Genomic DNA, 23,340 nt, shown 5'->3' with positions numbered 1-23,340 from the left:
CCTGTACTTACTGAGCGAGCGCGTCAGCCGATCTGGCCGAAGATGTCAATCCGGTCACCCTCGACCAGGCTGACGATGGCTCGCTTGGTGGCCGGGCGCTGGCCGTAGCCGAACCTGGTCCGCTTGCGCTTGCCCTGGCGGTTGATGGTGTTGACGCTGGCGACCTTGACACCGAAGATCTTCTCAACGGCGATCTTGACCTGCGTCTTGTTGGCCGTCTTCCGCACCAGGAACGTGTACTTGTTGTGCTCGTCGATCAGGCCGTAGCTCTTCTCGGAGACAACCGGCTTGATGATGATGTCGCGCGGGTCGGCGATCTTCTCCATCAGGCGTCTTCCTTCCCGCTCTTGCTCAGACGCGCCACGGTCTGGTCGTACGCGTCCTGAGTGAAGACGACGTCGTCGTAGCAGAGCACGTCGTAGGTGTTGAGCTGCCCGGCGTCCAGGAGGTGGACCTCGGGAGCGTTGCGCAGGCTCAGCCAGCTGAGCTCGTCACCCTCGTCGACGACGACCAGGACGCTGCGGGCCTTGGTGAGCCTGCGAAGCGACTCAAGAGCCGCCTTGGTCTTCGGGGTCTCCCCCTCGACCAGACCGCTGACCACGTGAACGCGGCCGCCGGTCGCCCGGTCGGACAGGGCCGCGCGCAGGGCGGCGGCCTTCATCTTCTTGGGAGTCTTCTGCGAGTAGTCCCGCGGAACCGGGCCGTGGACGGTGCCACCACCGGTGAACTGCGGGGCGCGGGTCGAACCCTGGCGGGCGCGGCCGGTGCCCTTCTGGCGGTACGGCTTCTTGCCGCCGCCTCGGACCTCACCGCGGGTCTTCGCCTTGTGGGTGCCCTGCCGGCGAGCGGCGAGCTGGGCCACGACGACCTGGTGGATCAGCGGGATGTTGACCTTCGTGCCGAAGATGTCCTCCGGCAGGTCGACGGTGCCGGCCTTCTCACCGCGTACGTCGAGGACGTCAATGGTGCTCACTTGGCAGCCCCCTTCTTGGCGGCGGTGCGGACCAGGACCAGGCTGCCGTTGGCGCCGGGGATCGCACCCTTGATCAGGATGAGGCCCTTCTCGGCGTCCACGGCGTGAACCTTGAGGCTCTGGACGGTCGTGCGGACGTTGCCCATCCGGCCCGCCATGCGCACGCCCTTGAAGACGCGGCCGGGGGTGGCGCAGCCACCGATGGAACCGGGCGAGCGGTGCTTGCGCTGCGTACCGTGCGAGGCGCCCAGACCCTTGAAGCCGTGGCGCTTCATGACACCCGCGAAGCCCTTGCCCTTGCTCTTGCCCGTCACGTCGACGAACTGGCCGGCCTCGAAGGTGTCGGCGAGGAGCTCCTGGCCCAGGGTGTAGTCGCTCGCGTCGTCGGTGCGGATCTCCGCGAAGTAACGGCGCGGGGTGATGTCGTGCTTGCGCAGGTAGTCGCCGAGCGGCTTGTTGACCTTCCGCGGGTCGACCTGGCCGAAGCCCAGCTGAACGGCGGTGTAGCCGTCCTTCTCGGCGGTGCGGACGCGGGTCACGACGCACGGGCCAGCCTCGACGACGGTCACCGGGACCATCCGGTTGTCCGCGTCGAAGACCTGGGTCATGCCGAGCTTCTTGCCCAGGACGCCCTTGATCTTGTTAGCCATGTCAGTGCGTTCCCTCAGAGCTTGATCGAGATGTCAACGCCGGCGGGAAGGTCGAGTCGCATGAGCGAGTCGACCGTCTTCGGCGTCGGGTCGATGATGTCAATCAGCCGCTTGTGCGTGCGCATCTCAAAGTGCTCGCGGCTGTCCTTGTACTTGTGCGGCGAGCGGATGACGCAGTACACGTTCTTCTCGGTCGGCAGCGGCACCGGGCCCGCGACCTTGGCGCCAGTCCTTGTCACCGTCTCGACGATCTTCTTGGCCGAGACGTCGATGACCTCGTGGTCATAGGCCTTGAGCCGAATGCGGATCTTCTGTCCCGCCATAATGGCCTCGGTGTCCTTCACTGTCGTCTGAAAAAGTTACGTGCGGCCTGTTGCCGCTATGTCGTGGCCGGCCCATCTGGACGGTCCCGCCACGTCGTGCCGGAGCACGTCTCGCCCTGGGGCGGCGTCTCCGCACATGCCCCACGTAGCAGACGCTGTGAGTCCGCGCTTTCTTCCGTGATCTGGCAGTGAGTTCGGTCATCCTTCGGCCGAACCAACTGCGAGATCACGGTTCGTGGGGTCCTGCCGGGGTTCGCGCCCTGCGGCACGGCCCCCTCGTGGTGAGGCGGTCGGCCCTGTTTCGGGGGCCGACCGCCACTCCGCGATCGTACTACTTGATGATCTTGGTCACTCGACCCGCACCGACGGTGCGGCCACCCTCACGGATGGCGAACTTGAGACCGTCCTCCATCGCGATGGGCTGGATCAGCGCGACGTTCATCTCCGTGTTGTCGCCGGGCATGACCATCTCGGTGCCCTCGGGGAGGTTCACCACGCCGGTCACGTCGGTCGTACGGAAGTAGAACTGCGGGCGGTAGTTGTTGAAGAACGGGGTGTGGCGGCCGCCCTCGTCCTTGCTCAGGATGTAGACCTGGGCCTCGAACTCGGTGTGCGGGGTGGTCGTGCCCGGCTTGATGATGCACTGGCCGCGCTCGACGTCCTCGCGCTTGATGCCGCGCAGGAGCAGACCGACGTTGTCACCCGCCTGACCCTCGTCGAGGAGCTTGCGGAACATCTCGACACCGGTGACCGTGGTGGTGGTCTTGGTCTCCTTGATGCCGATGATGTCGACGGTCTCGTTGACCTTGACGATACCGCGCTCGATACGGCCGGTGACGACCGTACCGCGACCGGTGATCGAGAAGACGTCCTCGATCGGCATGAGGAACGGCTTCTCGGTCTCACGGGTCGGCTCGGGGACGTTCTCGTCCACGGCGGTCATGAGCTCGATGATCGAGTCGCCCCACTTGGTGTCGCCCTCAAGCGCCTTCAGCGCCGAGACGCGGACGACCGGCAGGTCGTCGCCGGGGAACTCCTGGGCCGAGAGAAGCTCGCGGACCTCGAGCTCGACGAGCTCCAGGATCTCCTCGTCGTCCACCATGTCGGACTTGTTGAGGGCGACGACGATGTAGGGGACGCCGACCTGGCGGGCCAGGAGGACGTGCTCCTTCGTCTGCGGCATCGGGCCGTCGGTGGCGGCGACCACGAGGATCGCGCCGTCCATCTGAGCCGCACCGGTGATCATGTTCTTCACGTAGTCGGCGTGACCGGGGCAGTCCACGTGGGCGTAGTGGCGCTTCTCGGTCTGGTACTCGACGTGCGCGATGGAGATCGTGATACCACGAGCCTTCTCCTCGGGCGCCTTGTCGATCTTGTCGAACGGGGTCGCCTCGTTGAGGTTCGGGAAACGCTCGTGGAGCACCTTGGTGATCGCCGCGGTCAGAGTGGTCTTGCCGTGGTCGATGTGCCCAATGGTGCCGATGTTTACGTGCGGCTTGGTCCGCTCGAACTTGGCCTTGGCCACTGCTCTCTCCTTAGAGATTCTGACGTGACTTGCGTCTTCATATTCGGGATTGGGGAGGCCGGTCCCTCTCGGAACCGGCCGGCGAGAAAGCTCTCGCCCCGCACCCCTCCGGTGGCGGGGCGACGATCTCCTCGCCTCCCACACCCGGAACAGCGCTGGGGCCTGCTCGCCCCGCACCCCTCCGGTAGCGGGGTGACGATCTCCTCGCCTCCCACACCCGGAATGGTGCTGGGGCCTGCTCGCCCCGCACCCCTCCGGTAGCGGGGTGACGATCTCCTCGCCTCCCACACCCGGAATGGTGCTGGACTTACTCGCCCCGCACCCCTCCGGTAGCGGGGTGACGATCTCCTCGCCTCCCACACCCGGAATGGTGCTGGACTTACTCGCCCCGCACCTTCGCGACGATCTCCTTGGCGATGTGCGCGGGCACTTCGGCGTAGGAGTCGAATTGCATGCTGTAGCTCGCACGCCCCTGCGTCTTGCTACGGAGGTCTCCCACGTAGCCGAACATCTCAGAGAGCGGCACGAGCGCCTTGATGATCCGGGCGCCGGAGCGCTCGTCCATCGCCTGGATCTGCCCGCGGCGACCGTTGAGGTCACCGATGACATCACCCATGTAGTCCTCGGGCGTGGTGACCTCAACGGCCATCATCGGCTCCAGGATTACGGCGTCCGCCTTGCGCGCGGCCTCCTTGAAGGCCATCGAGCCAGCGATCTTGAAGGCCATTTCGGACGAGTCCACCTCGTGGTAGGCACCGTCCTGCAGGGTGACCTTGACCCCGACCATGGGGTATCCGGCGAGAACACCGAACTCGGCCGCCTCCTGGGCGCCCGCGTCGACCGAGGGGATGTACTCCCTCGGGATGCGGCCACCGGAGACCTTGTTCGAGAACTCGTAACCGTCGTTGCCCTCGCCCAGCGGCTCAATGTCGATGATGACCTTGGCGAACTGGCCGGAACCACCGGTCTGCTTCTTGTGGACGTAGTCGACCTTCTCCACCTTGCGGCGGATGGTCTCCCGGTAGGCCACCTGAGGCCGGCCGATGTTGGCCTCGACCTTGAACTCGCGGCGCATCCGGTCGACGAGGATCTCCAGGTGGAGCTCGCCCATACCCCAGATGACCGTCTGCCCGGTCTCGTCGTCACGACGGACCTGGAAGGACGGGTCCTCTTCGGCCAGACGCTGGATCGCGGTGCCCAGCTTCTCCTGGTCACCCTTGGTCTTGGGCTCGATGGCGACGCTGATGACCGGCGCCGGGAAGTTCATCGACTCCAGGACCACGGGGTGAGCCGGGTCCGACAGGGTGTCACCGGTGGTGGTGTCCTTCAGACCCATCACGGCGACGATCTGACCGGCCACGGCCGACGCGCGCTCTTCGCGCTTGTTGGCGTGCATCTGGTAGATCTTGCCGATCCGCTCCTTGCGGCCCTTCACCGAGTTGGTCACCGCGGTGCCGGTCTCGAGCGTGCCCGAGTAGATGCGGATGTAGGTGAGGCGGCCGAGGTGCTGGTCGCTCATGATCTTGAAGGCGAGCGCGGAGAACGGCTCGTTCACGTCCGCGTGACGCTCGATGACCTCGTCTTCCTTGCCGACCGCGTGGCCCTTGAAGGCCGGGATGTCGATCGGGGCGGGAAGGTAGGCGACGATCGCGTCGAGCAGGGGCTGAATGCCCTTGTTCTTGAACGCGGTGCCGGTCAGGACCGGGTTGATGGCGCTGGCCAGCGTCGCGCGGCGGATGGCCGCGACCAGCTGCTCCTCGGTGGGCTCGACGCCCTCCAGGAAGAGCTCCATCAACTCGTCGTCGTTCTCGGAGACCGTCTCGATGAGCTTGTCACGCCACTCGCGAGCGGCCTCGGCGTGCTCGGCCGGGATGTCGACGACCTCGTACATCTCGCCCTTGGCCGCCTCGGCGCTCCAGAGCAGACCCTTCATCTTGACCAGGTCGATGACGCCCTTGAAGTCGGCCTCGACGCCCCAGGGAAGCTGAAGCACCGCGGGGGTCGCGTTCAGGCGGCTGATCATCATGTCGACGCAGCGGTGGAACTCCGCGCCGACCCGGTCCAGCTTGTTGACGAAGCAGATCCGGGGCACTTCGTAGCGGTCGGCCTGACGCCAGACCGTCTCGGACTGCGGCTCGACACCGGCGACGCCGTCGAACACGGCGACGGCACCGTCGAGGACGCGGAGCGAGCGCTCCACCTCGATCGTGAAGTCCACGTGGCCCGGCGTGTCGATGATGTTGATCGTGTGGCCGAGCCATTCGCAGGTCGTGGCAGCGGAGGTGATGGTGATACCACGCTCCTGCTCCTGCTCCATCCAGTCCATCGTGGCTGCGCCCTCGTGGACCTCACCGATCTTGTAGTTGATACCGGTGTAGAACAGGATGCGTTCGGTCGTCGTGGTCTTGCCCGCGTCGATGTGGGCCATGATCCCGATATTACGGACCTTGGCCAGGTCAAGAGCGGTCGTGGTGGCCACTTCTCTCGCGTCCTCGTCGTCTCGTCGAACCCGCTGTTACCAGCGGTAGTGGGCGAAGGCCTTGTTGGACTCGGCCATCTTGTGGGTGTCCTCGCGCTTCTTGACGCTTGCGCCGAGGCCGTTGCTGGCGTCGAGCAGTTCGTTCATGAGGCGCTCGGTCATGGTCTTCTCGCGGCGGGCGCGGGAGTACTGCACCAGCCAGCGCAGGGCCAGGGTGGTGCTACGCGTCGCGCGCACCTCGACCGGGACCTGGTAGGTCGCGCCACCGACACGGCGGCTGCGGACCTCAAGGGTGGGCTTGACGTTGTCCAGCGCGCGCTTCAGGGTGACGACCGGGTCGTTGCCGGTCTTCTCCTTGGCGCCTTCGAGAGCGCCGTACACGATGGACTGGGCGATGGAGCGCTTGCCGTCCAGGAGCACCTTGTTGATGAGCGCGGTGACCAGGGGCGAGTTGTGAACCGGGTCAGCCATGAGCTGACGACGGCCAGGAGAACCCTTGCGAGGCATTCTTACTTCTCCTTCTTCGCGCCGTAACGGCTACGGGCCTGCTTGCGGTTACGGACACCCTGGGTGTCGAGCGAGCCGCGGATGATCTTGTAGCGAACACCCGGCAGGTCCTTCACACGGCCACCACGGACGAGCACGATGGAGTGCTCCTGGAGGTTGTGGCCGACACCGGGGATGTAGGCCGTGACCTCGATGCCGTTGGTGAGCCGGACACGCGCGACCTTGCGGAGCGCGGAGTTCGGCTTCTTCGGGGTCGTGGTGTAAACGCGCATGCAGGTGCCGCGTCGCTGAGGGCTGGCCTTGAGCGCCGGAGTCTTGGTCTTTGTGACCTTGTCCTGGCGGCCCTTGCGGACCAGCTGCTGAATCGTGGGCACCGCGTCTCCGTTCGTGCTAGCCGGTAATTCGAATGTGGTGCATTTTGCAGGTGCTGCCGGTGTCATGACCTGCGGTTCTTTCATCCCCTCCGACCCACGCGGTCGGGCGTGTCGCGTAAGTTTCGCGCCACATCCCGGTTAAGGCCGGTCCGGTGGAGGAGGCCATACGGCGCCTCTGCCGACCCCTCATCGGGAAACTGGCGACGCGCACGCATGAAGACCCATGAAGACATGGGCACGAAGGGAAAGACTACCCAGCCCAACGCAACACGTCAAAACGGCTGCACTCGCCAGGCGTCGGCGTTCGTGTCATGACTCCCGCGATCGGTTTCCGACCGACCGCTTCCGGGTCCGTGTCGAGTTTACCCGGCGCGAAGCACTTCTCCGGCCGTTCTCCGCATTAACGTGTGGCTTTCGCCGCAACATTCCGGTCAAGAAAGGTCCACATCCCCAGCTATCGGGTCAGCGGGCAGGAAAGGCGACGGTACCGGAGGGAAAGCGACGGCGCCCGGCCCCCTTGAAGGGGACCGGGCGCCGTCTGCGATCACTCTGCCGTCAGCGACCGCTCAGCGGTCGTGCCGTTCAGCGGTTGTACTGACCGAAGTCGTACTCCTCCAGCGGCACGGCCTCGCCGGAGCCCGAACCGAAGGTGTAGTCGGCCGCGGAGCCGTCGTAGCCGCCGACGGTGTACATGGCGGCCTTCGCCTCCTCGGTGGGCTCGACCCGGATGTTGCGGTACTGGGGCATGCCCGTACCGGCCGGGATGAGCTTTCCGATGATGACGTTCTCCTTGAGACCGAGCAGCGAGTCCGACTTGGCGTGGATCGCCGCGTCGGTGAGCACTCGGGTCGTCTCCTGGAAGGACGCCGCGGACAGCCAGGACTCGGTGGCGAGCGAGGCCTTGGTGATGCCCATCAGCACCGGGCGTCCGGAGGCCGGCGTGCCGCCCTCCGCCACGCACTCGCGGTTGATCCGCTCGAAGCGCGGCCGCTCGACGAGCTCACCGGGCAGCATGTCGGCGTCGCCGGACTCCAGCACGTTCACGCGCTTGAGCATCTGCCGCACGATGATCTCGATGTGCTTGTCGTGGATCGACACACCCTGCGAGCGGTACACCTGCTGGACCTCCGCCACAAGGTGCAGCTGCACGGCCCGGGGGCCGAGGATGCGCAGCACCTCGTTGGGGTTGACCGCACCGGCGATCAGCTGCTGGCCGACCGTGACGCGCTGCCCGTCGGAGACGAGCATGCGCGACCGCATCGACACGGGGTACGCGACCTCCTCGGAACCGTCGTCCGGGACGATCACGATCTTCCGGGTCTTGTCGGTCTCGTCGATGCGGACCCGGCCCTCGGCCTCGCTGATCGGGGCGACGCCCTTGGGGACGCGCGCCTCGAAGAGCTCCTGCACACGGGGCAGACCGTGGGTGATGTCGGCGCCCGCCACACCACCGGTGTGGAAGGTCCGCATCGTCAGCTGGGTGCCGGGCTCGCCGATCGACTGGGCGGCGATGATGCCGACCGCCTCGCCGACGTCCACGAGCTTGCCGGTCGCGAGCGAACGGCCGTAGCAGGTGGCGCAGACACCGATCTTGGCCTCGCAGACGAGGGCGCTGCGGGTCCTGACGGTCTCCACCCCGGCCTCGACCAGCGCGGTGACGTGGATGTCGTTGATGTCGACACCCATCGGCGCGATGATCTTGCCGTCCACCTCCACGTCCTCGGCGAGGATGCGGCCGTGCACGTTGCTCTCGGCGTTCTCCGCCTTGACCAGGTTGCCCTGGGCGTCGCGGTCGGCCACGTGCAGCGGGACGCCACGGTCGGTGCCGCAGTCGATCTCGCGGACGATGACGTCCTGCGCGACGTCCACCAGACGACGGGTCAGGTAACCCGAGTCGGCGGTCCGCAGCGCGGTGTCCGCCAGACCCTTCCGCTGACCGTGGGTGGAGATGAAGTACTCCAGCACCGACAGACCCTCGCGGAACGAGGCCTTGATCGGACGCGGGATCGTCTCACCCTTGGTGTTGGACACCAGGCCACGGATGCCGGAGATCTGCCGGACCTGCATCAGGTTTCCTCGGGCGCCCGACTGGACCATCATCCAGACCGGGTTGGTCTTCGGGAACGCCTTCTGCATGTCGTCGGTCACGTCACTGGTCGCGTGCGTCCAGATCTCGATGAGCTCCTGACGGCGCTCCTCGTCCGTGATCAGACCGCGCTCGTACTCACGCTGGACCTTGTCGGCCCTGCGCTCGTACGTCTCCATGATGTCGGCCTTGTTCGGCGGCGCGATGACGTCCTCGATGGAGATCGTCACACCGGCCCTGGTCGCCCAGTAGAAACCGGCGTCCTTGAGGGCGTCGAGCGCCGCGGCGACCTCGACCTTGGGGTACTTCTCGGCGAGCTCGTTCACGATGACCGAGAGCTGCTTCTTGCCGACCTGCGAGTTCACGTACGGGTAGTTCGCCGGCAGGGTCTGGTTGAACAGGCAACGACCCAGGGTGGTCTCCAGGCGGTAGCTGTCACCCGCCTCCCAGCCCTCGGGAGCGGCCCAGCCGCGGGGCGGCGGGACGTCTCCCTTCATCCGGATCTGGATCAGCGACTGGATGTCCAGCTCGCGGCGGTCGAAGGCCATGAGCGCCTCCGACACCGAGCCGAAGACCCGGCCCTTGCCGACACCGTTCTCGTCCTCGTCCTTGAGCGTGGTCAGCGAGTAAAGACCGATGATCATGTCCTGGGTGGGCATGGTCACGGGCTTGCCGTCGGCCGGCTTGAGGATGTTGTTCGTCGACAGCATCAGGATGCGGGCCTCGGCCTGCGCCTCGGCCGACAGCGGCAGGTGCACGGCCATCTGGTCACCGTCGAAGTCCGCGTTGAACGCGGTGCAGACGAGCGGGTGGATCTGGATGGCCTTGCCCTCGACCAGCTGCGGCTCGAAGGCCTGGATGCCCAGGCGGTGCAGGGTCGGCGCGCGGTTGAGCAGCACGGGGTGCTCGGTGATGACCTCTTCGAGGACGTCCCACACGACCGGCCGGGCACGCTCGACCATCCGCTTGGCCGACTTGATGTTCTGCGCGTGGTTCAGGTCGACCAGGCGCTTCATCACGAACGGCTTGAAGAGCTCCAGGGCCATCTGCTTGGGCAGACCGCACTGGTGCAGCTTCAGCTGCGGGCCGACGACGATGACCGAACGGCCGGAGTAGTCGACTCGCTTGCCCAGCAGGTTCTGGCGGAACCGGCCCTGCTTGCCCTTCAGCATGTCGCTGAGGGACTTCAGGGGGCGGTTGCCGGGACCGGTGACCGGGCGGCCACGGCGGCCGTTGTCGAACAGCGCGTCGACGGCCTCCTGGAGCATCCGCTTCTCGTTGTTCACGATGATCTCGGGGGCGCCGAGGTCGAGAAGTCGCTTGAGGCGGTTGTTCCGGTTGATCACCCGGCGGTACAGGTCGTTCAGGTCCGAGGTCGCGAACCGGCCACCGTCGAGCTGCACCATCGGGCGCAGGTCCGGCGGGATGACCGGGATGCAGTCGAGGACCATCCCGTTGGGCGAGTTGCGGGTGTTCAGGAACGCCGACACGACCTTGAGACGCTTGAGCGCGCGGGCCTTCTTCTGGCCCTTGCCGCTGCGGATCGTCTCGCGCAGGTTCTCGGCCTCAAGAGCGAGGTCGAAGTTGGTCAGACGCTCCTGGATCGCCTGGGCGCCCATGCCGCCGCGGAAGTAGCGGCCGAAACGGTCGCGCATCTCGCGGTAGAGCAGCTCGTCGCCCTCAAGGTCCTGGACCTTGAGGTTCTTGAAGCGGCTCCAGACCTCGTCCAGCCGGTCCAGCTCGCGCTGGGCCCGGTCGCGCAGCTGCCGCATCTCACGCTCGGCGCCCTCCCGGACCTTGCGGCGCTGGTCGCCCTTGGCGCCCGCGGCCTCAAGCTCGGCCAGGTCGCTCTCCAGCTTGCGCTGGCGAGCCTCGATGTCGGCGTCACGACGCTGCTCGATGTGCTGCCGCTCGACGGAGATCTTCGCCTCCAGCGACGGCAGGTCACGCTCGCGCATTTCCTTGTCGACGTGCGTGATCATGTAGGCCGCGAAGTAGATGACCTTCTCAAGGTCCTTCGGGGCCAGGTCGAGCAGGTATCCCAGCCGGGACGGGACACCCTTGAAGTACCAGATGTGCGTGACGGGCGCGGCCAGCTCGATGTGGCCCATCCGCTCACGACGCACCTTGGCGCGGGTCACCTCGACGCCACAGCGCTCACAGATGATGCCCTTGAAGCGGACGCGCTTGTACTTACCGCAGTAGCACTCCCAGTCGCGAGTCGGACCGAAGATCTTCTCGCAGAAGAGTCCGTCCTTCTCGGGCTTGAGCGTCCGGTAGTTGATGGTCTCCGGCTTCTTCACCTCGCCGTGCGACCACTGGCGGATATCGTCGGCGGTCGCGAGGCCGATCCGAAGCTCGTCGAAGAAGTTGACGTCGAGCACTATGTAATCCCCTCCTCAGCTTCTAGATCAGACCTCTTCGACGCTGCTCGGCTCACGCCGGGACAGGTCGATGCCGAGCTCTTCCGCGGCGCGGAAGACGTCCTCGTCGGTGTCGCGCATCTCGATGGACATGCCGTCGCTGGAGAGCACCTCGACGTTCAGGCACAGCGACTGCATTTCCTTGATGAGCACCTTGAACGACTCCGGGATGCCCGGCTCGGGAATGTTCTCGCCCTTGACGATCGCCTCGTAGACCTTCACGCGGCCGAGGACGTCGTCGGACTTGATGGTGAGCAGCTCCTGCAGGGCGTAGGCGGCACCGTACGCCTCCAGCGCCCAGACCTCCATCTCACCGAAGCGCTGGCCACCGAACTGGGCCTTACCGCCGAGCGGCTGCTGGGTGATCATGGAGTACGGACCGGTCGAGCGAGCGTGGATCTTGTCGTCGACCAGGTGGAGCAGCTTCAGGATGTAGATGTAGCCGACCGAGATCGGGTGCGGGAACGGCTCCCCGGAACGGCCGTCGAACAGCTGGGCCTTTCCGTTCGCGCCGACCATCCGCCCGCCGTCCCTGTTGACCAGGGTGTTGTCGAGCAGACCGATGATCTCTTCCTCGTTGGCACCGTCGAACACCGGCGTGGCCATGTTGGTGCGCGGGTCGACCTCGGCGAAGCCCTTGTCGCGCAGCCGCTCGGCCCACGCCTCCTGGATGCCGCTGATGTCCCATCCTCTGGCGGCGATCCACCCGAGGTGGGTCTCCAGCACCTGGCCGACGTTCATTCGGCCGGGCACGCCCAGGGGGTTGAGGATGATGTCGACGGCCGTGCCGTCCTCAAGGAACGGCATGTCCTCGACCGGGAGGATCTTGGAGATGACGCCCTTGTTGCCGTGCCGGCCGGCCAGCTTGTCGCCGTCGGTGATCTTACGCTTCTGGGCCACGTAGACGCGGACCAGCTCGTTGACGCCGGGGGGGAGCTCGTCGCCCTCCTCGCGGCTGAACACGCGCACCCCGATGACCTTGCCCTGCTCACCGTGCGGCACCTTCAGTGAGGTGTCACGGACCTCGCGGGCCTTCTCACCGAAGATCGCGCGCAGCAGGCGCTCCTCGGGGGTCAGCTCGGTCTCGCCCTTGGGCGTGACCTTTCCGACAAGGATGTCGCCGGGGACGACCTCGGCGCCGATGCGGATGATGCCGCGCTCGTCGAGGTCGGCCAGGACCTCCTCGGAGACGTTCGGGATGTCCCGGGTGATCTCCTCGGGGCCCAGCTTGGTGTCACGGGCGTCGACCTCGTGCTCCTCGATGTGGATCGAGGACAGGACGTCGTCCTGCACCAGACGCTGGGAGAGGATGATCGCGTCCTCGTAGTTGTGGCCCTCCCACGGCATGAACGCCACGAGGAGGTTCTTGCCCAGGGCCATCTCGCCCTCGTCGGTGCAGGGACCGTCGGCGACGACCTGGTTCACCTCGATCCGGTCGCCTTCGGCGACGATCGGCTTCTGGTTGAAGCAGGTGCCCTGGTTGGAACGCTTGAACTTGGCGACCCGGTAGGTCGTACGGGTGCCGTCGTCGTTCATCACCGTGACGTAGTCGGCGGAGACCTCCTCGACCACGCCCGCCTTGTCGGCGGTGATGACGTCGCCGGCGTCGGTCGCGGCACGGTATTCCATGCCGGTGCCGACCAGCGGCGCCTCGCTCTTGAGCAGCGGCACCGACTGGCGCTGCATGTTGGAGCCCATGAGCGCGCGGTTGGCGTCGTCGTGCTCCAGGAACGGGATCATCGCGGTCGCCACGGACACCATCTGGCGTGCCGAGACGTCCATGTAGTCGACCTCGGTGGCGCGCAGGGACTCGAACTCCCCGCCCTTCCTGCGGACGAGCACGCGCGACTCGAGGAACGTTCCGTCGGAACCGATGGGCGTGTTCGCCTGGGCGATGACGTGCCGGTCCTCCTCGTCCGCGGTCAGGTAGTCGACCTGGTCGGTGACCCGGCCATCGACGACCTTGCGGTAGGGGGTCTCGACGAACCCGAAGGAGTTGACCCGGCCGAAGGAGGCCAGCGAGCCGATCAGACCGATGTTCGGTCCTTCCGGCGTCTCGATCGGGCACATGCGACCGTAGTGCGACGGGTGAACGTCACGGACCTCGAAACCGGCCCGCTCACGGGACAGACCACCGGGGCCCAGCGCGGACAGACGACGCTTGTGCGTCAGTCCGGCGAGGGGGTTGGTCTGGTCCATGAACTGGGACAGCTGGGAGGTGCCGAAGAACTCCTTGATCGACGCCACGACCGGGCGAATGTTGATCAGGGTCTGCGGCGTGATCGCCTCGACGTCCTGGGTCGTCATCCGCTCGCGGACGACGCGCTCCATGCGGGCCAGGCCCAGGCGGACCTGGTTCTGGATGAGCTCGCCCACCGTACGGAGACGGCGGTTGCCGAAGTGGTCGATGTCGTCGGTCTCGACGACGATCGGACCGTTCGCGCCGGGCATCTCCGTCTCGCCGGCGTGGAGCCGGACGATGTATTCGATGGTGGCGACGATGTCGTCCTCGGCGAGCGTGCCCTGGGTGATCTCGCTGTCGACCCCGAGCTTCTTGTTGATCTTGTATCGGCCGACCTTGGCGAGGTCGTAGCGCTTGGAGTTGAAGTACAGGTTCTCCAGCAGCGTCTGCGCCGACTCCTTGGTCGGGGGCTCGCCCGGGCGCAGCTTGCGGTAGATGTCGAGCAGAGCGTCGTCCTGGCCGGCCGTGTGGTCCTTCTCCAGGGTGGCGCGCATCGACTCGTACTGACCGAAACGCTCAAGGATCTGGTCGCTGGTCCAGCCGAGCGCCTTGAGCAGCACGGTGACGGCCTGCTTGCGCTTGCGGTCGATGCGGACACCGACGCTGTCGCGCTTGTCGATCTCGAACTCGAGCCAGGCGCCCCGCGAAGGGATCACCTTGCATCCGTAGAGGTCCTTGTCCGAGGTCTTGTCGACACTGCGGTCGAAGTAGACGCCCGGGGACCGGACCAGCTGGGAGACGACGACACGCTCGGTGCCGTTGATGATGAACGTGCCCTTACCGGTCATGAGCGGGAAGTCGCCCATGAACACGGTCTGGCTCTTGATCTCACCAGTGGTGTTATTGATGAACTCCGCCGTGACGAACATCGGGGCGGAGTAGGTCATGTCCTTGTCTTTGCACTCATCGACTGAGTACTTGGGCGGCTCGAACCGGTGATCGCGGAACGACAGGGACATGGTCCCGGAGAAGTCCTCAATGGGACTGATCTCCTCAAAGATCTCTTCGAGGCCCGACTGGGCCGGAACGTCCTTGCGCCCGGCCTGGCGAGCCGCCTCGACCCGCCCCTTCCACTTCTCGTTGCCGAGCAACCAGTCGAAGGACTCGGTCTGAAGAGCGAGAAGGTCAGGAACTTCTAGCGGCTCCTGAATTCGTGCGAAAGACACACGACGGGGACCGGCGGGTACGGCGGAGGCGTTGCGCGAGGCTGCCAACAGATGTCCTTCCGAGGGCTCGCGGCGGACTGACTACACGCACGCCAGACGACCATGCATCAGAGCACCAAAAGAAGCGGGTCGTCAAAGGGCAGCGCAAAGGGGCAGTGTAGCCGAACGGCATACACCTGTCCACTTCAGTCTCGCTGCAAGCTCCACGTTGGTCGCAGCATCGCCCGTCAGAGCCGAAACGTCAAGCCCGGGAGCCGACATTTCGGCAGGGAAACAGCCGAGACCCTGGGAGTTTTCCCACCGAGCGACCTGCGTACACCACCACAGCGGAGACAATGCCCGACCTGGTGTGGCTGACGCTGAGTCACGCGGCGGATCGAACACCGGCCGATGGATCGACCGACGATCGACGCTGCCATGGCCGGTGTACCCAACCGCCAACCCACCCCAAACCAAGGCTTTACTAACAATTGAATAAAGCGACGCGCCGATCAGGGGGGCGGAGGGTCTCCGAGCAGGGTGGACAGCTCCGAGACCAGCCACCGGGAATCCTTTTTGATCATGATGAATCTGGCCCGGTTCTGGCTGACGACCCGGCGTGGCTCCTTCTCCCCCTCGGGGGTCCTGACCGTGCTCATGCTCATGAAGAGCAGCACCTCGACCCGGCCGGAACCTCCCGACTCCACCGACTCGACCCCGGCCCCGGTCACCGTGGCCTGCTGCACCGTCTTCTGTCTCCTGGCCTGTGGAGCGATGCTCCTGGCCAGCTGCCGGTAGTGCAGACTGAGCGCCCCGACGGTGTATTCGCTCGCTCTTGCGAAATCCTGTTCGATCGTACGATAGTCATACGACAGCATGTCGGGGGCGACCGAACGGGCCGCGGCGAGCGCCTCCCGGCCCGCCGTCTCGTCCGCGCGCAGCCGGCTCAGGTCGGTGAACATGATCCAGACGGCCGCCGCGAGCGCGAGCGCGACGGCGACCATGAGTCCGATCGCCAGCCGGGAGGCATGTCTCACAGCACCAGCTCCGCCTGGGACACGAGCCACGATCCCCCGACCTTGGTCACTTCCATGTTCCACCGGTAGAACCGCTCCTGCGGGGCGTCCTTGCTCCCGTCCCGCCGGATCACCGCGTCGCCCACCACCATCACCTGGGCCGTGCTCCCCTTCAACGAGACCAGCCCCGAGGCCCGCAGCGCACCCGTCTGGAGGATCTTGTCCTTCACCGTGCTCCTCTTGAGCTCCGCGGCGGTCCTGGCGTACTCGGCCCTGGCCACACCCGTGGAGGTGTCGAGGATGCGTTCGATGTCCTCGTCGACGCTCCGGTAGCCGACGGAGAGCAGATGCAGGGCGTGGGCCCCCGCCGCCCTCAACGCGGCCTGCCGGTCGTCAGCGGCCGTCTGGGCGTCGCGCAGGGCGGCACCGATCCAGAACGCGGCGACGAGCAGCGCCACGATCAAAACTCCCAGCATCGGCCCCAGGATCCTGAGAGGGCGACGGGAGCGGCGTGAGCGACGGGAACGAGTGGCGTGCACTGCCATGCGTTCTCTCCCATCGCACGGTCTGCGGAACGCGGGCCGGTGAGCGCGACCGTCGCACCGCGCCGGACGGTGCGCTCCCCGATCGCCGGATCATAACCCGCCGCGCAGATCCGCATAACGGCCTTCGCCCACATGCCCCGGGCCATTTCGCCCACCCATTCACCCCGGCCCCGAGACGACGAGGCGTCCGGCCCGGTGAGGATGGCCCTCCCCCGCCGTCGACGCGCATCCCGGCCGGCCGCCGCCCGCCCCTCTCACCCGGGGCCCGGGCACGGGTCGCGGGGGGGCGGAAACACGAGAAGAGCGGGCCACCGGCACCAGGTGGACCCGCTCTTCTCGATGAAACGAACTACTTGACGGTCACCGAGGCGCCGGCGCCCTCAAGGGCGGCCTTGGCCTTCTCGGCCTGCTCCTTGTTGACCTTGCCGTCGAAGACGGACTTGGGAGCGCCGTCAACGAGGTCCTTGGCCTCCTTGAGGCCCAGGCTCGTCAGGGCGCGGATCTCCTTGATGACCTGGATCTTCTTGTCGCCGGCGGCCTCGAGGACGACCTCGAACTCGTCCTGCTCCTCGACCTCTTCGACGGCGGCCGCACCGGGGGCGGCGGCGGCGACGGCGACGGGGGCAGCGGCCTTGACGTCGAAGGTCTCCTCGAAGAGCTTCACGAAGTCGGACAGCTCAAGAAGAGTCATCTCCTTGAAAGCGTCGAGCAGCTCGTCGGTGCTGAGCTTCGCCATGATGGTTCCTCCATACGGATCTGAACTACTAAAGAAAGTCGGGACCGCGGTTTGCGTTAATCCCCTGTGACCGCCTGCGCGGACCTACTCGCCGGCGCCTTCGCGCTTGGCGCGCAGGGCCTCGGCCAGCTGAGCCATGTTGGTGGGCAGCGCATTGAAGACGGCGGCCGCGTGGCCCTGCTTCGCCTTCAGGGCACCGGCCAGCTTCGCGAGGAGAACCTCGCGCGACTCAAGGTCGGCAAGCTTGCTGATCTCGTCCGGCGTCATCGACCTGCCGTCGACGACACCGCCCTTGATGACCAGGAGGGGATTGGCCTTGGCGAAGTCACGCAGACTCTTGGCAGCCTCGACCACGTCGCCGTTGACGAACGCGATCGCCGACGGACCCGCGAGCAGGTCGTTGAGCTGGTTGAACCCGGCCTCAGTGGCCGCGATCTTGGTCAGCGTGTTCTTCACCACGGCGAACTTCGCATTCTCACCGAGAGAAACGCGCAGCTGCTTGAGCTGGGCGACGGTGAGACCGCGGTATTCGGTCAGAACGGCAGCATTGGAGCCGTCGAAGCTGCTCTTCAGCTCAGCGACAGCCGTTGCCTTTTCTGCCTTCGCCATGGGCCTCCTTCCAGATGTGCCGCCGGGGCAAGGGCCCAGAAAAGCGAACAAGCCCCGGCGCAGGCGCACGGGGCTCACATAAGGAGGTTAGTCCAGATGAAAACTCACATCACAACCTACGCGGGCCGTCCACTGACGTGGATCCTTAAGTCATCAAGCCATGCGGCTTGACGACGACCGGCGGTCTTCGGCGTTGACAGCTTACGCGCTGACGCCACGAATGCCAACTCGGCGCCACCTCAGCGCGGTAAGCCGGAAAAACACGCTTTTGCCCCCTCCCGGCGTCGTCCCCGGAGCCTGTCCCGCCACGGGCGCCGAGAACAGGCCGGGACGCCCGGGAGGAGCCCTCCCCGGCAAAGGGGCACGGAAAAGGCTCACGCCCCCGGCCGGTGGGCCGAGGGCGTGGACTTCCGGGAAACGTCAGTTTCCGCCGCGGTGCTCGGGCAGGTCACCCACCTGGTCGGCGGGCGGGGCCGTGATCTCCACGGGCTCGTTGAACCCCTTGAAGAGCGCCGTCAGGTTGAACGACGCGTCCTTCTCGGAGCCGCTGAGCGTGACCTTGCGGGGCAGGCTCTGGGCGTCGGCCCAGAGGTCGAACTTCACGTCCTTGGCCTGCGAGAGCTGCTCCTGAAGCTTCTCACGCTTGGCCGGGTCGATCAGCTGGGCGGCCTCGGCGACCGGGAAGGTGCCGCTGTAGTGGGTCGTGTCGACCCCACCGACCGTCTCGGTGCCGACCGCTTTGACGTCCTTGGACGCGGTCAGCAGCTTCACGGTGCCCGCCAGGTCGAACTGCTGCGCCTGGTCCATGAACTTCCTGATCTCGGACTGCCCCTTGGCGTCGAGCTCGCTGAGCGACACCTTGGTCCACGGCTTGCTGGTGCCGGCGACCCTGTTGATGAGCTCGGACTTCACGTAGACCGTGTCACCCGACAGGATGGCCCGTGCTCCGCCGGGCACGTTCTGACCGCCGAAGGTGATCGTGTCGAGCCTGATGTCCGTCGCCAGCTGGGGCTTGCTCTGGTAGAGCATGCTGCCCTGGACCTTGCCCGCCCCCTTCTCCCCACCGGTGGCGTCGAGAACCACGTCCGCGGAGTAGGAGGTGACCTCCTCGGCCTTCTGAGCACTCTGCTGCACCGCGTCCGCCGCGGCGAGTTTGACGTTTCCGAGGGAGCCGGTGCCCTGCGCACCGCATCCCGCGACCGCGATGAGCGCGGCCGCTCCCAGTGCGACTGTGGGAGCCAATCGGCGCATTTTCGTCTCCACCCTTTCGTTCCCCCGGTGATCCATGACAACGACACTACGCGTCGGCAAAGCCGGGCGCGTCGTCCGGGAGAACGAAGAAAGGCCTCAACCGAATGGCCATTCGGTTGAGGCCTTCCTCAGAAGACGTCTGCTATCAGGCTGCCATCAGGCGTCGAGCTCGGCGGTCAGCGCCCGCGTCTGGTTGGGGTCGACCTGGATGCCGGGGCCCATCGACGTGGAGAAGACGACCTTCTTGACGTAGCGTCCCTTCGCCGCGGACGGCTTGAGACGCAGCACCTCTTCGAGGGCGGCGGCGTAGTTCTCGATGAGCTGGCGCTCACCGAAGGACACCTTGCCGATGATGAAGTGCAGGTTCGCGTGCCGGTCGACACGGAACTCGATCTTGCCGCCCTTGATGTCGGTGACGGCCTTGCCGACGGCCGGGGTCACGGTGCCGGTCTTGGGGTTCGGCATCAGGCCACGGGGGCCGAGCACGCGGCCCAGACGACCGACCTTGCCCATGAGGTCCGGGGTGGCGACGACGGCGTCGAAGTCGAGGCGGCCCTTGGCGACCTCGTCGATCAGCTCGTCGGCACCGACGATGTCGGCGCCCGCGGCGCGGGCCTCCTCGGCACGGTCACCGGTCGCGAAGACCAGGACCCGGGCGGTCTTGCCGGTGCCGTGCGGGAGGTTGACGGTGCCGCGGACCATCTGGTCGGCCTTGCGAGGGTCGACGCCCAGCCGCAGGGCCACCTCGACGGTGGCGTCGAACTTGGCGACGTTGGTGTCCTTGGCCAGCTTGGCCGCCTGCGCCGGGGTGTACAGGGTCTCGCGGTCGACCTGCGCCGCCGCGGCGCGGAATCCCTTGCTGCGCTTCATGTGATCACTCCTGTGGATCCGAGTGTTCGTGGTGCGGGCCAGCGCCTGGCCCCTCCACTTACTTCGAAATTTTCCTGCCGGACGTCGCTCGTGCTCCGCCCGTTGTTCGGCCCCTCGACGGTCGCGCGGATCATGCTCTCGCGCTCGTGCCCGCGGGGCCCGGTCAGCCGTTTCGGCTAGTCGGTGATCGTGATGCCCATCGACCGGGCGGTGCCGGCGATGATCTTCTCGGCCGCCGCGATGTCGTTGGCGTTGAGGTCCTGCATCTTGGTCTCGGCGATCTGGCGCAGCTGCTCCTTGGTGAGCTTGCCCACCTTGTCCTTCTGCGGGACGGCCGAACCCTTGGCGACACCGGCGGCCTTCTTGATCAGCTCAGGCGCCGGGGGCGTCTTCGTGATGAAGGTGAAGGTGCGGTCCTCGTAGATGGTGATCTCAACGGGGATGATGTTGCCGCGCTGGGCCTCGGTGGCAGCGTTGTACTGCTTCACGAATTCCATGATGTTGACGCCGTGCGGGCCGAGGGCGGTACCGACCGGCGGCGCGGGCGTGGCCTGGCCAGCGGGGAGCTGGACCTTGACCAAGGCTGCGAGCTTCTTCTTAGGAGGCATGCTTCTCTCCGGGTCCTTGCTTCTCTGAACGATGTTCCTGCCGGCCCCGCGCAGGCGGGGCCCACTCCGGCGGCTGAATTTCGGCCGGAGTGAAGAAGGAACCATCCCCGCGACCGCGGGGCAGACTGGTGAAGTCTACGCGACCGGTTTAGATTTTCGAGACCTGGTTGAACGAGAGCTCGACCGGGGTCTCACGACCGAAGATCGACACGAGCACCTTGAGCTTCTGCGACTCGGCGCTGATCTCGCTCACCGTGGCGGGCAGCGTGGCGAACGGGCCGTCCATGACGGTGACGGACTCGCCGACCTCGAAGTCGACCGTCGCGGCGGAGGCCTTCGCGGTGGACTTCTTCACCTCTTCCGAGGGCTCCGGCGCGAGCAGCTTGGCGACCTCTTCGAGGCTCAGCGGGCTCGGCTTGTTGGAGAGGCCCACGAAACCGGTCACACCGGGGGTGTTACGCACCGCGGACCAGGACTCGTCGGTGAGCTCCATCCGGACCAGGACGTATCCGGGCAGCACCCGCTCCTTGACCAGCTGGCGCTTGCCGCTCTTGATCTCGGTCACGTGGTGGGTGGGCACCTCGACCTGGAAGATGTAGTCCTCCATGTTGAGGGACTGCGTGCGGGTCTCGATGTTCGACTTCACGCGGTTCTCGTAACCGGCGTAGGAGTGGATGACGTACCACTCGCCGAACAGGCTCCGCAGGTGCCGCTTGAACTCCTCGACCGGGTCGACGTCGGGGAGGACGTCACCGTCCTCGTCGACGGCGCCGACCGGGGCCTGCTCGGCCTCACCCTCGGCGTCGGTGTCGGTCTCGGCGTCGACATCCCGCCCGTCGGACTCGTCAAGCGAATCCTCGGTGACGTCGACGGCCTTCTCCAGCTCGTCCTCGCGCTCTTCGCGGGGCTCGCCGGCCGACTGTGCAGACTCGGACACGGTGCTCTATCTCTTTTCTTCGATGGCTTGTGGACTCATCGGCGAGGCTATCCGCCCGCCGGAGACCGCGGCTCAGGCTCCGCCGAAGATTCTCAGCACGCCCTCGGTGAACAGCGCGTCCAAAGCCGACACGATCCCGACCATGATCAGAACGAAGACCAGGACGATGATGGTGTACGAAATAAGGTCTTTGCGCGTAGGCCAGATGACCTTACGCAGCTCGGCGACTACCTGCCGGTAGAAAAGGGCGGGAGAAGTGCGCTTGGTCTTCTTCTCACCGCTCGGCTTGTCTGCGGTTTCGCCGCGCGTGTCGATCGCCACAGTCCTCACCTGAATCCATCGAGTCCAACGCACATAAGCGGCGCGCTGGACGCCTGATGCGCGGACCGCTCCTAGCAGGGCACGAGGGACTCGAACCCCCAACCGCCGGTTTTGGAGACCGGTGCGCTACCAATTGCGCTAGTGCCCTAAGACATGAACCACCATACATCGGTTGGACCGAAGTTTGTCCGTGGCTCACGGTCTTGACCGCCGGTTCACGCATACGGCGGAAAGACCATGCCGGAGTCTACGGGTGAATGGCCACCACGTCGAACCGGAGGACGCCGACGGGCGATCGTCCAGCTCAGAAGCCGTCGCCGATGCTCAGGCGGCTCCCGGGAAGACGTCCGCATGGTGGATACGCGGCGGAAACATCGGCACAGGTCTGTAACCATGGAGGTATGACCCGTCCTCGCATCTCAGCGCGCATCTCCGCGATCTCCGAGTCCGCCACGCTCGCCGTGGACGCCAAGGCCAAGGCAATGAAGGCGGCGGGCCGCCCGGTCATCGGCTTCGGCGCCGGTGAGCCGGACTTCGCGACCCCCGGCTACATCGTCGAGGCGGCCGTCGAGGCGTGCAGGAACCCCAGGTTCCACAAGTACACCCCGGCCGGTGGCCTTCCCGAACTGAAGCAGGCCGTCGCCGACAAGACGCTCCGCGACTCCGGCTACCGGGTGGACGCGGCCCAGGTCCTGATCACCAACGGTGGCAAGCAGGCCGTCTACGAGGCGTTCGCCACCCTGCTCGACCCGGGTGACGAGGTCCTGGTCGTGGCCCCGTACTGGACGACCTACCCCGAGGCGATCAAGCTCGCCGGCGGCGTCCAGGTCGACGTGGTGACCGACGAGACCACCGGCTACCTGGCGAGCGTGGAGCAGCTGGAGGCGGCGCGCACCGACCGCACCAAGGTCCTGCTCTTCGTCTCCCCGTCCAACCCGACCGGCGCGGTGTACACCCCCGAGCAGGTCGCGGAGATCGGCCGCTGGGCCGCCGAGCACGATCTGTGGGTCGTCACGGACGAGATCTACGAGCACCTCACGTACGGCGACGCGACGTTCGCGAGCATCGCCACCGTGGTCCCGGAGCTGGGCGACAAGGTGGTGGTCCTGAACGGCGTCGCCAAGACCTACGCGATGACCGGCTGGCGCGTGGGCTGGCTGATCGGTCCCAAGGACGTCGTCAAGGCCGCCACCAACCTGCAGTCGCACGCCACCTCCAACGTCTCCAACGTCGCCCAGGCCGCCGCGCTGGCCGCCGTCACCGGCGACCTGTCGGCGGTGGCGGAGATGCGCGCCGCCTTCGACCGGCGCCGCCGGACCATCGTCAGGATGCTCAACGAGATCCCGGGCGTGGTCTGCCCCGAGCCGCTGGGCGCGTTCTACGCCTATCCCTCGGTCAAGGCGCTCCTGGGCAAGGAGTTCGGCGGCAGGCGCCCGGCGACCTCCGCCGAGCTGGCCGAGATCGTCCTGGAGGAGGCCGAGGTGGCGGTCGTCCCCGGTGAGGCCTTCGGCACCCCGGGATACTTCCGCCTGTCCTACGCGCTCGGCGACGACGACCTCGTCGAGGGCGTGAGCCGCCTCGCCAAGTTCCTCGGCCAGGCCGGCTGAACGCGACGGCCTGACCGCCCGGCGCGCCGGGTCCCCGGCAGGGCCCGCCGATCAGGACGGCCTCCCTGCCGGGCCCGCCGAGCGTGACCGGTTCCCCGCCGGGCGCGGGGTTT

General features: G+C 66.4%; 20 protein-coding genes and 1 tRNA gene. 1 reads left to right on the top strand and 20 read right to left on the bottom strand.

From position 1 onward, the window contains the following. Nucleotides 1-23 precede the first annotated feature (23 nt). The 20 genes from rplW to ABT352_RS07455 form a co-directional block, all read right to left on the bottom strand. Nucleotides 24-326: a 50S ribosomal protein L23 gene (gene rplW, locus ABT352_RS07550; RefSeq protein ID WP_030912923.1), complete on the bottom strand. Its 303-nt coding sequence runs from the start codon at nucleotides 324-326 to the stop codon at nucleotides 24-26. Next, nucleotides 326-973 carry a 50S ribosomal protein L4 gene (rplD, locus tag ABT352_RS07545; protein ID WP_350943267.1) on the bottom strand — a complete coding sequence of 216 codons (648 nt, stop codon included), beginning with the start codon at nucleotides 971-973 and terminating at the stop codon, nucleotides 326-328. The genes rplW and rplD overlap by 1 nt, the downstream gene beginning before the upstream one ends. Next, nucleotides 970-1,623 (bottom strand): 50S ribosomal protein L3, encoded by a 654-nt coding sequence (gene rplC / locus ABT352_RS07540; RefSeq protein ID WP_329089937.1) that lies wholly within the window; start codon nucleotides 1,621-1,623, stop codon nucleotides 970-972. Before rplC ends, rplD begins: the two co-directional genes overlap by 4 nt. Nucleotides 1,624-1,637: 14 nt before the next feature. Next, entirely contained in the window at nucleotides 1,638-1,946 is a 309-nt protein-coding gene (gene rpsJ / locus ABT352_RS07535) for a 30S ribosomal protein S10 (protein ID WP_030912931.1), read from the bottom strand. 331 nt (nucleotides 1,947-2,277) lie between these two features. Next, the gene (gene tuf, locus ABT352_RS07530; protein WP_350943265.1) at nucleotides 2,278-3,471 is read right to left on the bottom strand and encodes an elongation factor Tu; all 1,194 of its coding nucleotides are present in this window, start codon (nucleotides 3,469-3,471) and stop codon (nucleotides 2,278-2,280) included. A gap of 379 nt (nucleotides 3,472-3,850) precedes the next feature. Further along, nucleotides 3,851-5,899, bottom strand: coding sequence for an elongation factor G (fusA, locus tag ABT352_RS07525; RefSeq protein ID WP_389976605.1), 2,049 nt, complete (start codon nucleotides 5,897-5,899; stop codon nucleotides 3,851-3,853). A gap of 87 nt (nucleotides 5,900-5,986) precedes the next feature. Further along, nucleotides 5,987-6,457, bottom strand: coding sequence for a 30S ribosomal protein S7 (gene rpsG / locus ABT352_RS07520; RefSeq protein WP_350943262.1), 471 nt, complete (start codon nucleotides 6,455-6,457; stop codon nucleotides 5,987-5,989). Nucleotides 6,458-6,459: 2 nt separating this feature from the next. Next, a complete protein-coding gene (gene rpsL / locus ABT352_RS07515; RefSeq protein WP_012887826.1) occupies nucleotides 6,460-6,831 on the bottom strand; it encodes a 30S ribosomal protein S12 in 372 nt (123 codons plus the stop codon). Nucleotides 6,832-7,413: 582 nt separating this feature from the next. Beyond that, nucleotides 7,414-11,301 (bottom strand): DNA-directed RNA polymerase subunit beta', encoded by a 3,888-nt coding sequence (locus tag ABT352_RS07510; RefSeq protein ID WP_350943261.1) that lies wholly within the window; start codon nucleotides 11,299-11,301, stop codon nucleotides 7,414-7,416. Between the two features lie 27 nt (nucleotides 11,302-11,328). Beyond that, entirely contained in the window at nucleotides 11,329-14,796 is a 3,468-nt protein-coding gene (gene rpoB / locus ABT352_RS07505; protein WP_350943260.1) for a DNA-directed RNA polymerase subunit beta, read from the bottom strand. Between the two features lie 443 nt (nucleotides 14,797-15,239). Next, complete coding sequence (locus ABT352_RS07500) at nucleotides 15,240-15,764, bottom strand: hypothetical protein (RefSeq protein ID WP_350943259.1); 525 nt, start codon at nucleotides 15,762-15,764, stop codon at nucleotides 15,240-15,242. Then, nucleotides 15,761-16,219, bottom strand: coding sequence for an Rv1363c family protein (locus tag ABT352_RS07495; RefSeq protein WP_350943258.1), 459 nt, complete (start codon nucleotides 16,217-16,219; stop codon nucleotides 15,761-15,763). Before ABT352_RS07495 ends, ABT352_RS07500 begins: the two co-directional genes overlap by 4 nt. Nucleotides 16,220-16,637: 418 nt before the next feature. After that, the gene (rplL, locus tag ABT352_RS07490) at nucleotides 16,638-17,024 is read right to left on the bottom strand and encodes a 50S ribosomal protein L7/L12 (RefSeq protein ID WP_350943257.1); all 387 of its coding nucleotides are present in this window, start codon (nucleotides 17,022-17,024) and stop codon (nucleotides 16,638-16,640) included. A gap of 84 nt (nucleotides 17,025-17,108) precedes the next feature. Further along, complete coding sequence (gene rplJ, locus ABT352_RS07485; protein WP_350943256.1) at nucleotides 17,109-17,633, bottom strand: 50S ribosomal protein L10; 525 nt, start codon at nucleotides 17,631-17,633, stop codon at nucleotides 17,109-17,111. 420 nt (nucleotides 17,634-18,053) lie between these two features. Continuing rightward, nucleotides 18,054-18,884, bottom strand: a complete 831-nt coding sequence (locus tag ABT352_RS07480) for an SCO4651 family lipoprotein (protein WP_350943255.1) — start codon at nucleotides 18,882-18,884, stop codon at nucleotides 18,054-18,056. Nucleotides 18,885-19,040: 156 nt separating this feature from the next. Then, nucleotides 19,041-19,754 (bottom strand): 50S ribosomal protein L1, encoded by a 714-nt coding sequence (rplA, locus tag ABT352_RS07475; RefSeq protein ID WP_350943254.1) that lies wholly within the window; start codon nucleotides 19,752-19,754, stop codon nucleotides 19,041-19,043. Nucleotides 19,755-19,930: 176 nt separating this feature from the next. Beyond that, entirely contained in the window at nucleotides 19,931-20,362 is a 432-nt protein-coding gene (gene rplK / locus ABT352_RS07470; protein ID WP_350943253.1) for a 50S ribosomal protein L11, read from the bottom strand. 148 nt (nucleotides 20,363-20,510) lie between these two features. After that, on the bottom strand, nucleotides 20,511-21,299 hold the full coding sequence (gene nusG / locus ABT352_RS07465; RefSeq protein WP_350943252.1) for a transcription termination/antitermination protein NusG: 789 nt from the start codon (nucleotides 21,297-21,299) through the stop codon (nucleotides 20,511-20,513). Between the two features lie 72 nt (nucleotides 21,300-21,371). Continuing rightward, nucleotides 21,372-21,620, bottom strand: coding sequence for a preprotein translocase subunit SecE (secE, locus tag ABT352_RS07460; RefSeq protein WP_329089906.1), 249 nt, complete (start codon nucleotides 21,618-21,620; stop codon nucleotides 21,372-21,374). A gap of 75 nt (nucleotides 21,621-21,695) precedes the next feature. After that, nucleotides 21,696-21,768 (bottom strand) — tRNA-Trp (locus tag ABT352_RS07455). Between the two features lie 253 nt (nucleotides 21,769-22,021). Here ABT352_RS07455 and ABT352_RS07450 point away from each other — a divergent pair. Next, nucleotides 22,022-23,227, top strand: a complete 1,206-nt coding sequence (locus tag ABT352_RS07450) for a pyridoxal phosphate-dependent aminotransferase (RefSeq protein WP_350943251.1) — start codon at nucleotides 22,022-22,024, stop codon at nucleotides 23,225-23,227. The last annotated feature ends 113 nt before the right edge of the window (nucleotides 23,228-23,340 follow it).

It is taken from the genome of Streptosporangium sp. NPDC000563 (assembly GCF_040299985.1).
Classification (GTDB): domain Bacteria; phylum Actinomycetota; class Actinomycetes; order Streptosporangiales; family Streptosporangiaceae; genus Streptosporangium.
This window is presented reverse-complemented; position numbering and strand designations above follow the sequence as displayed.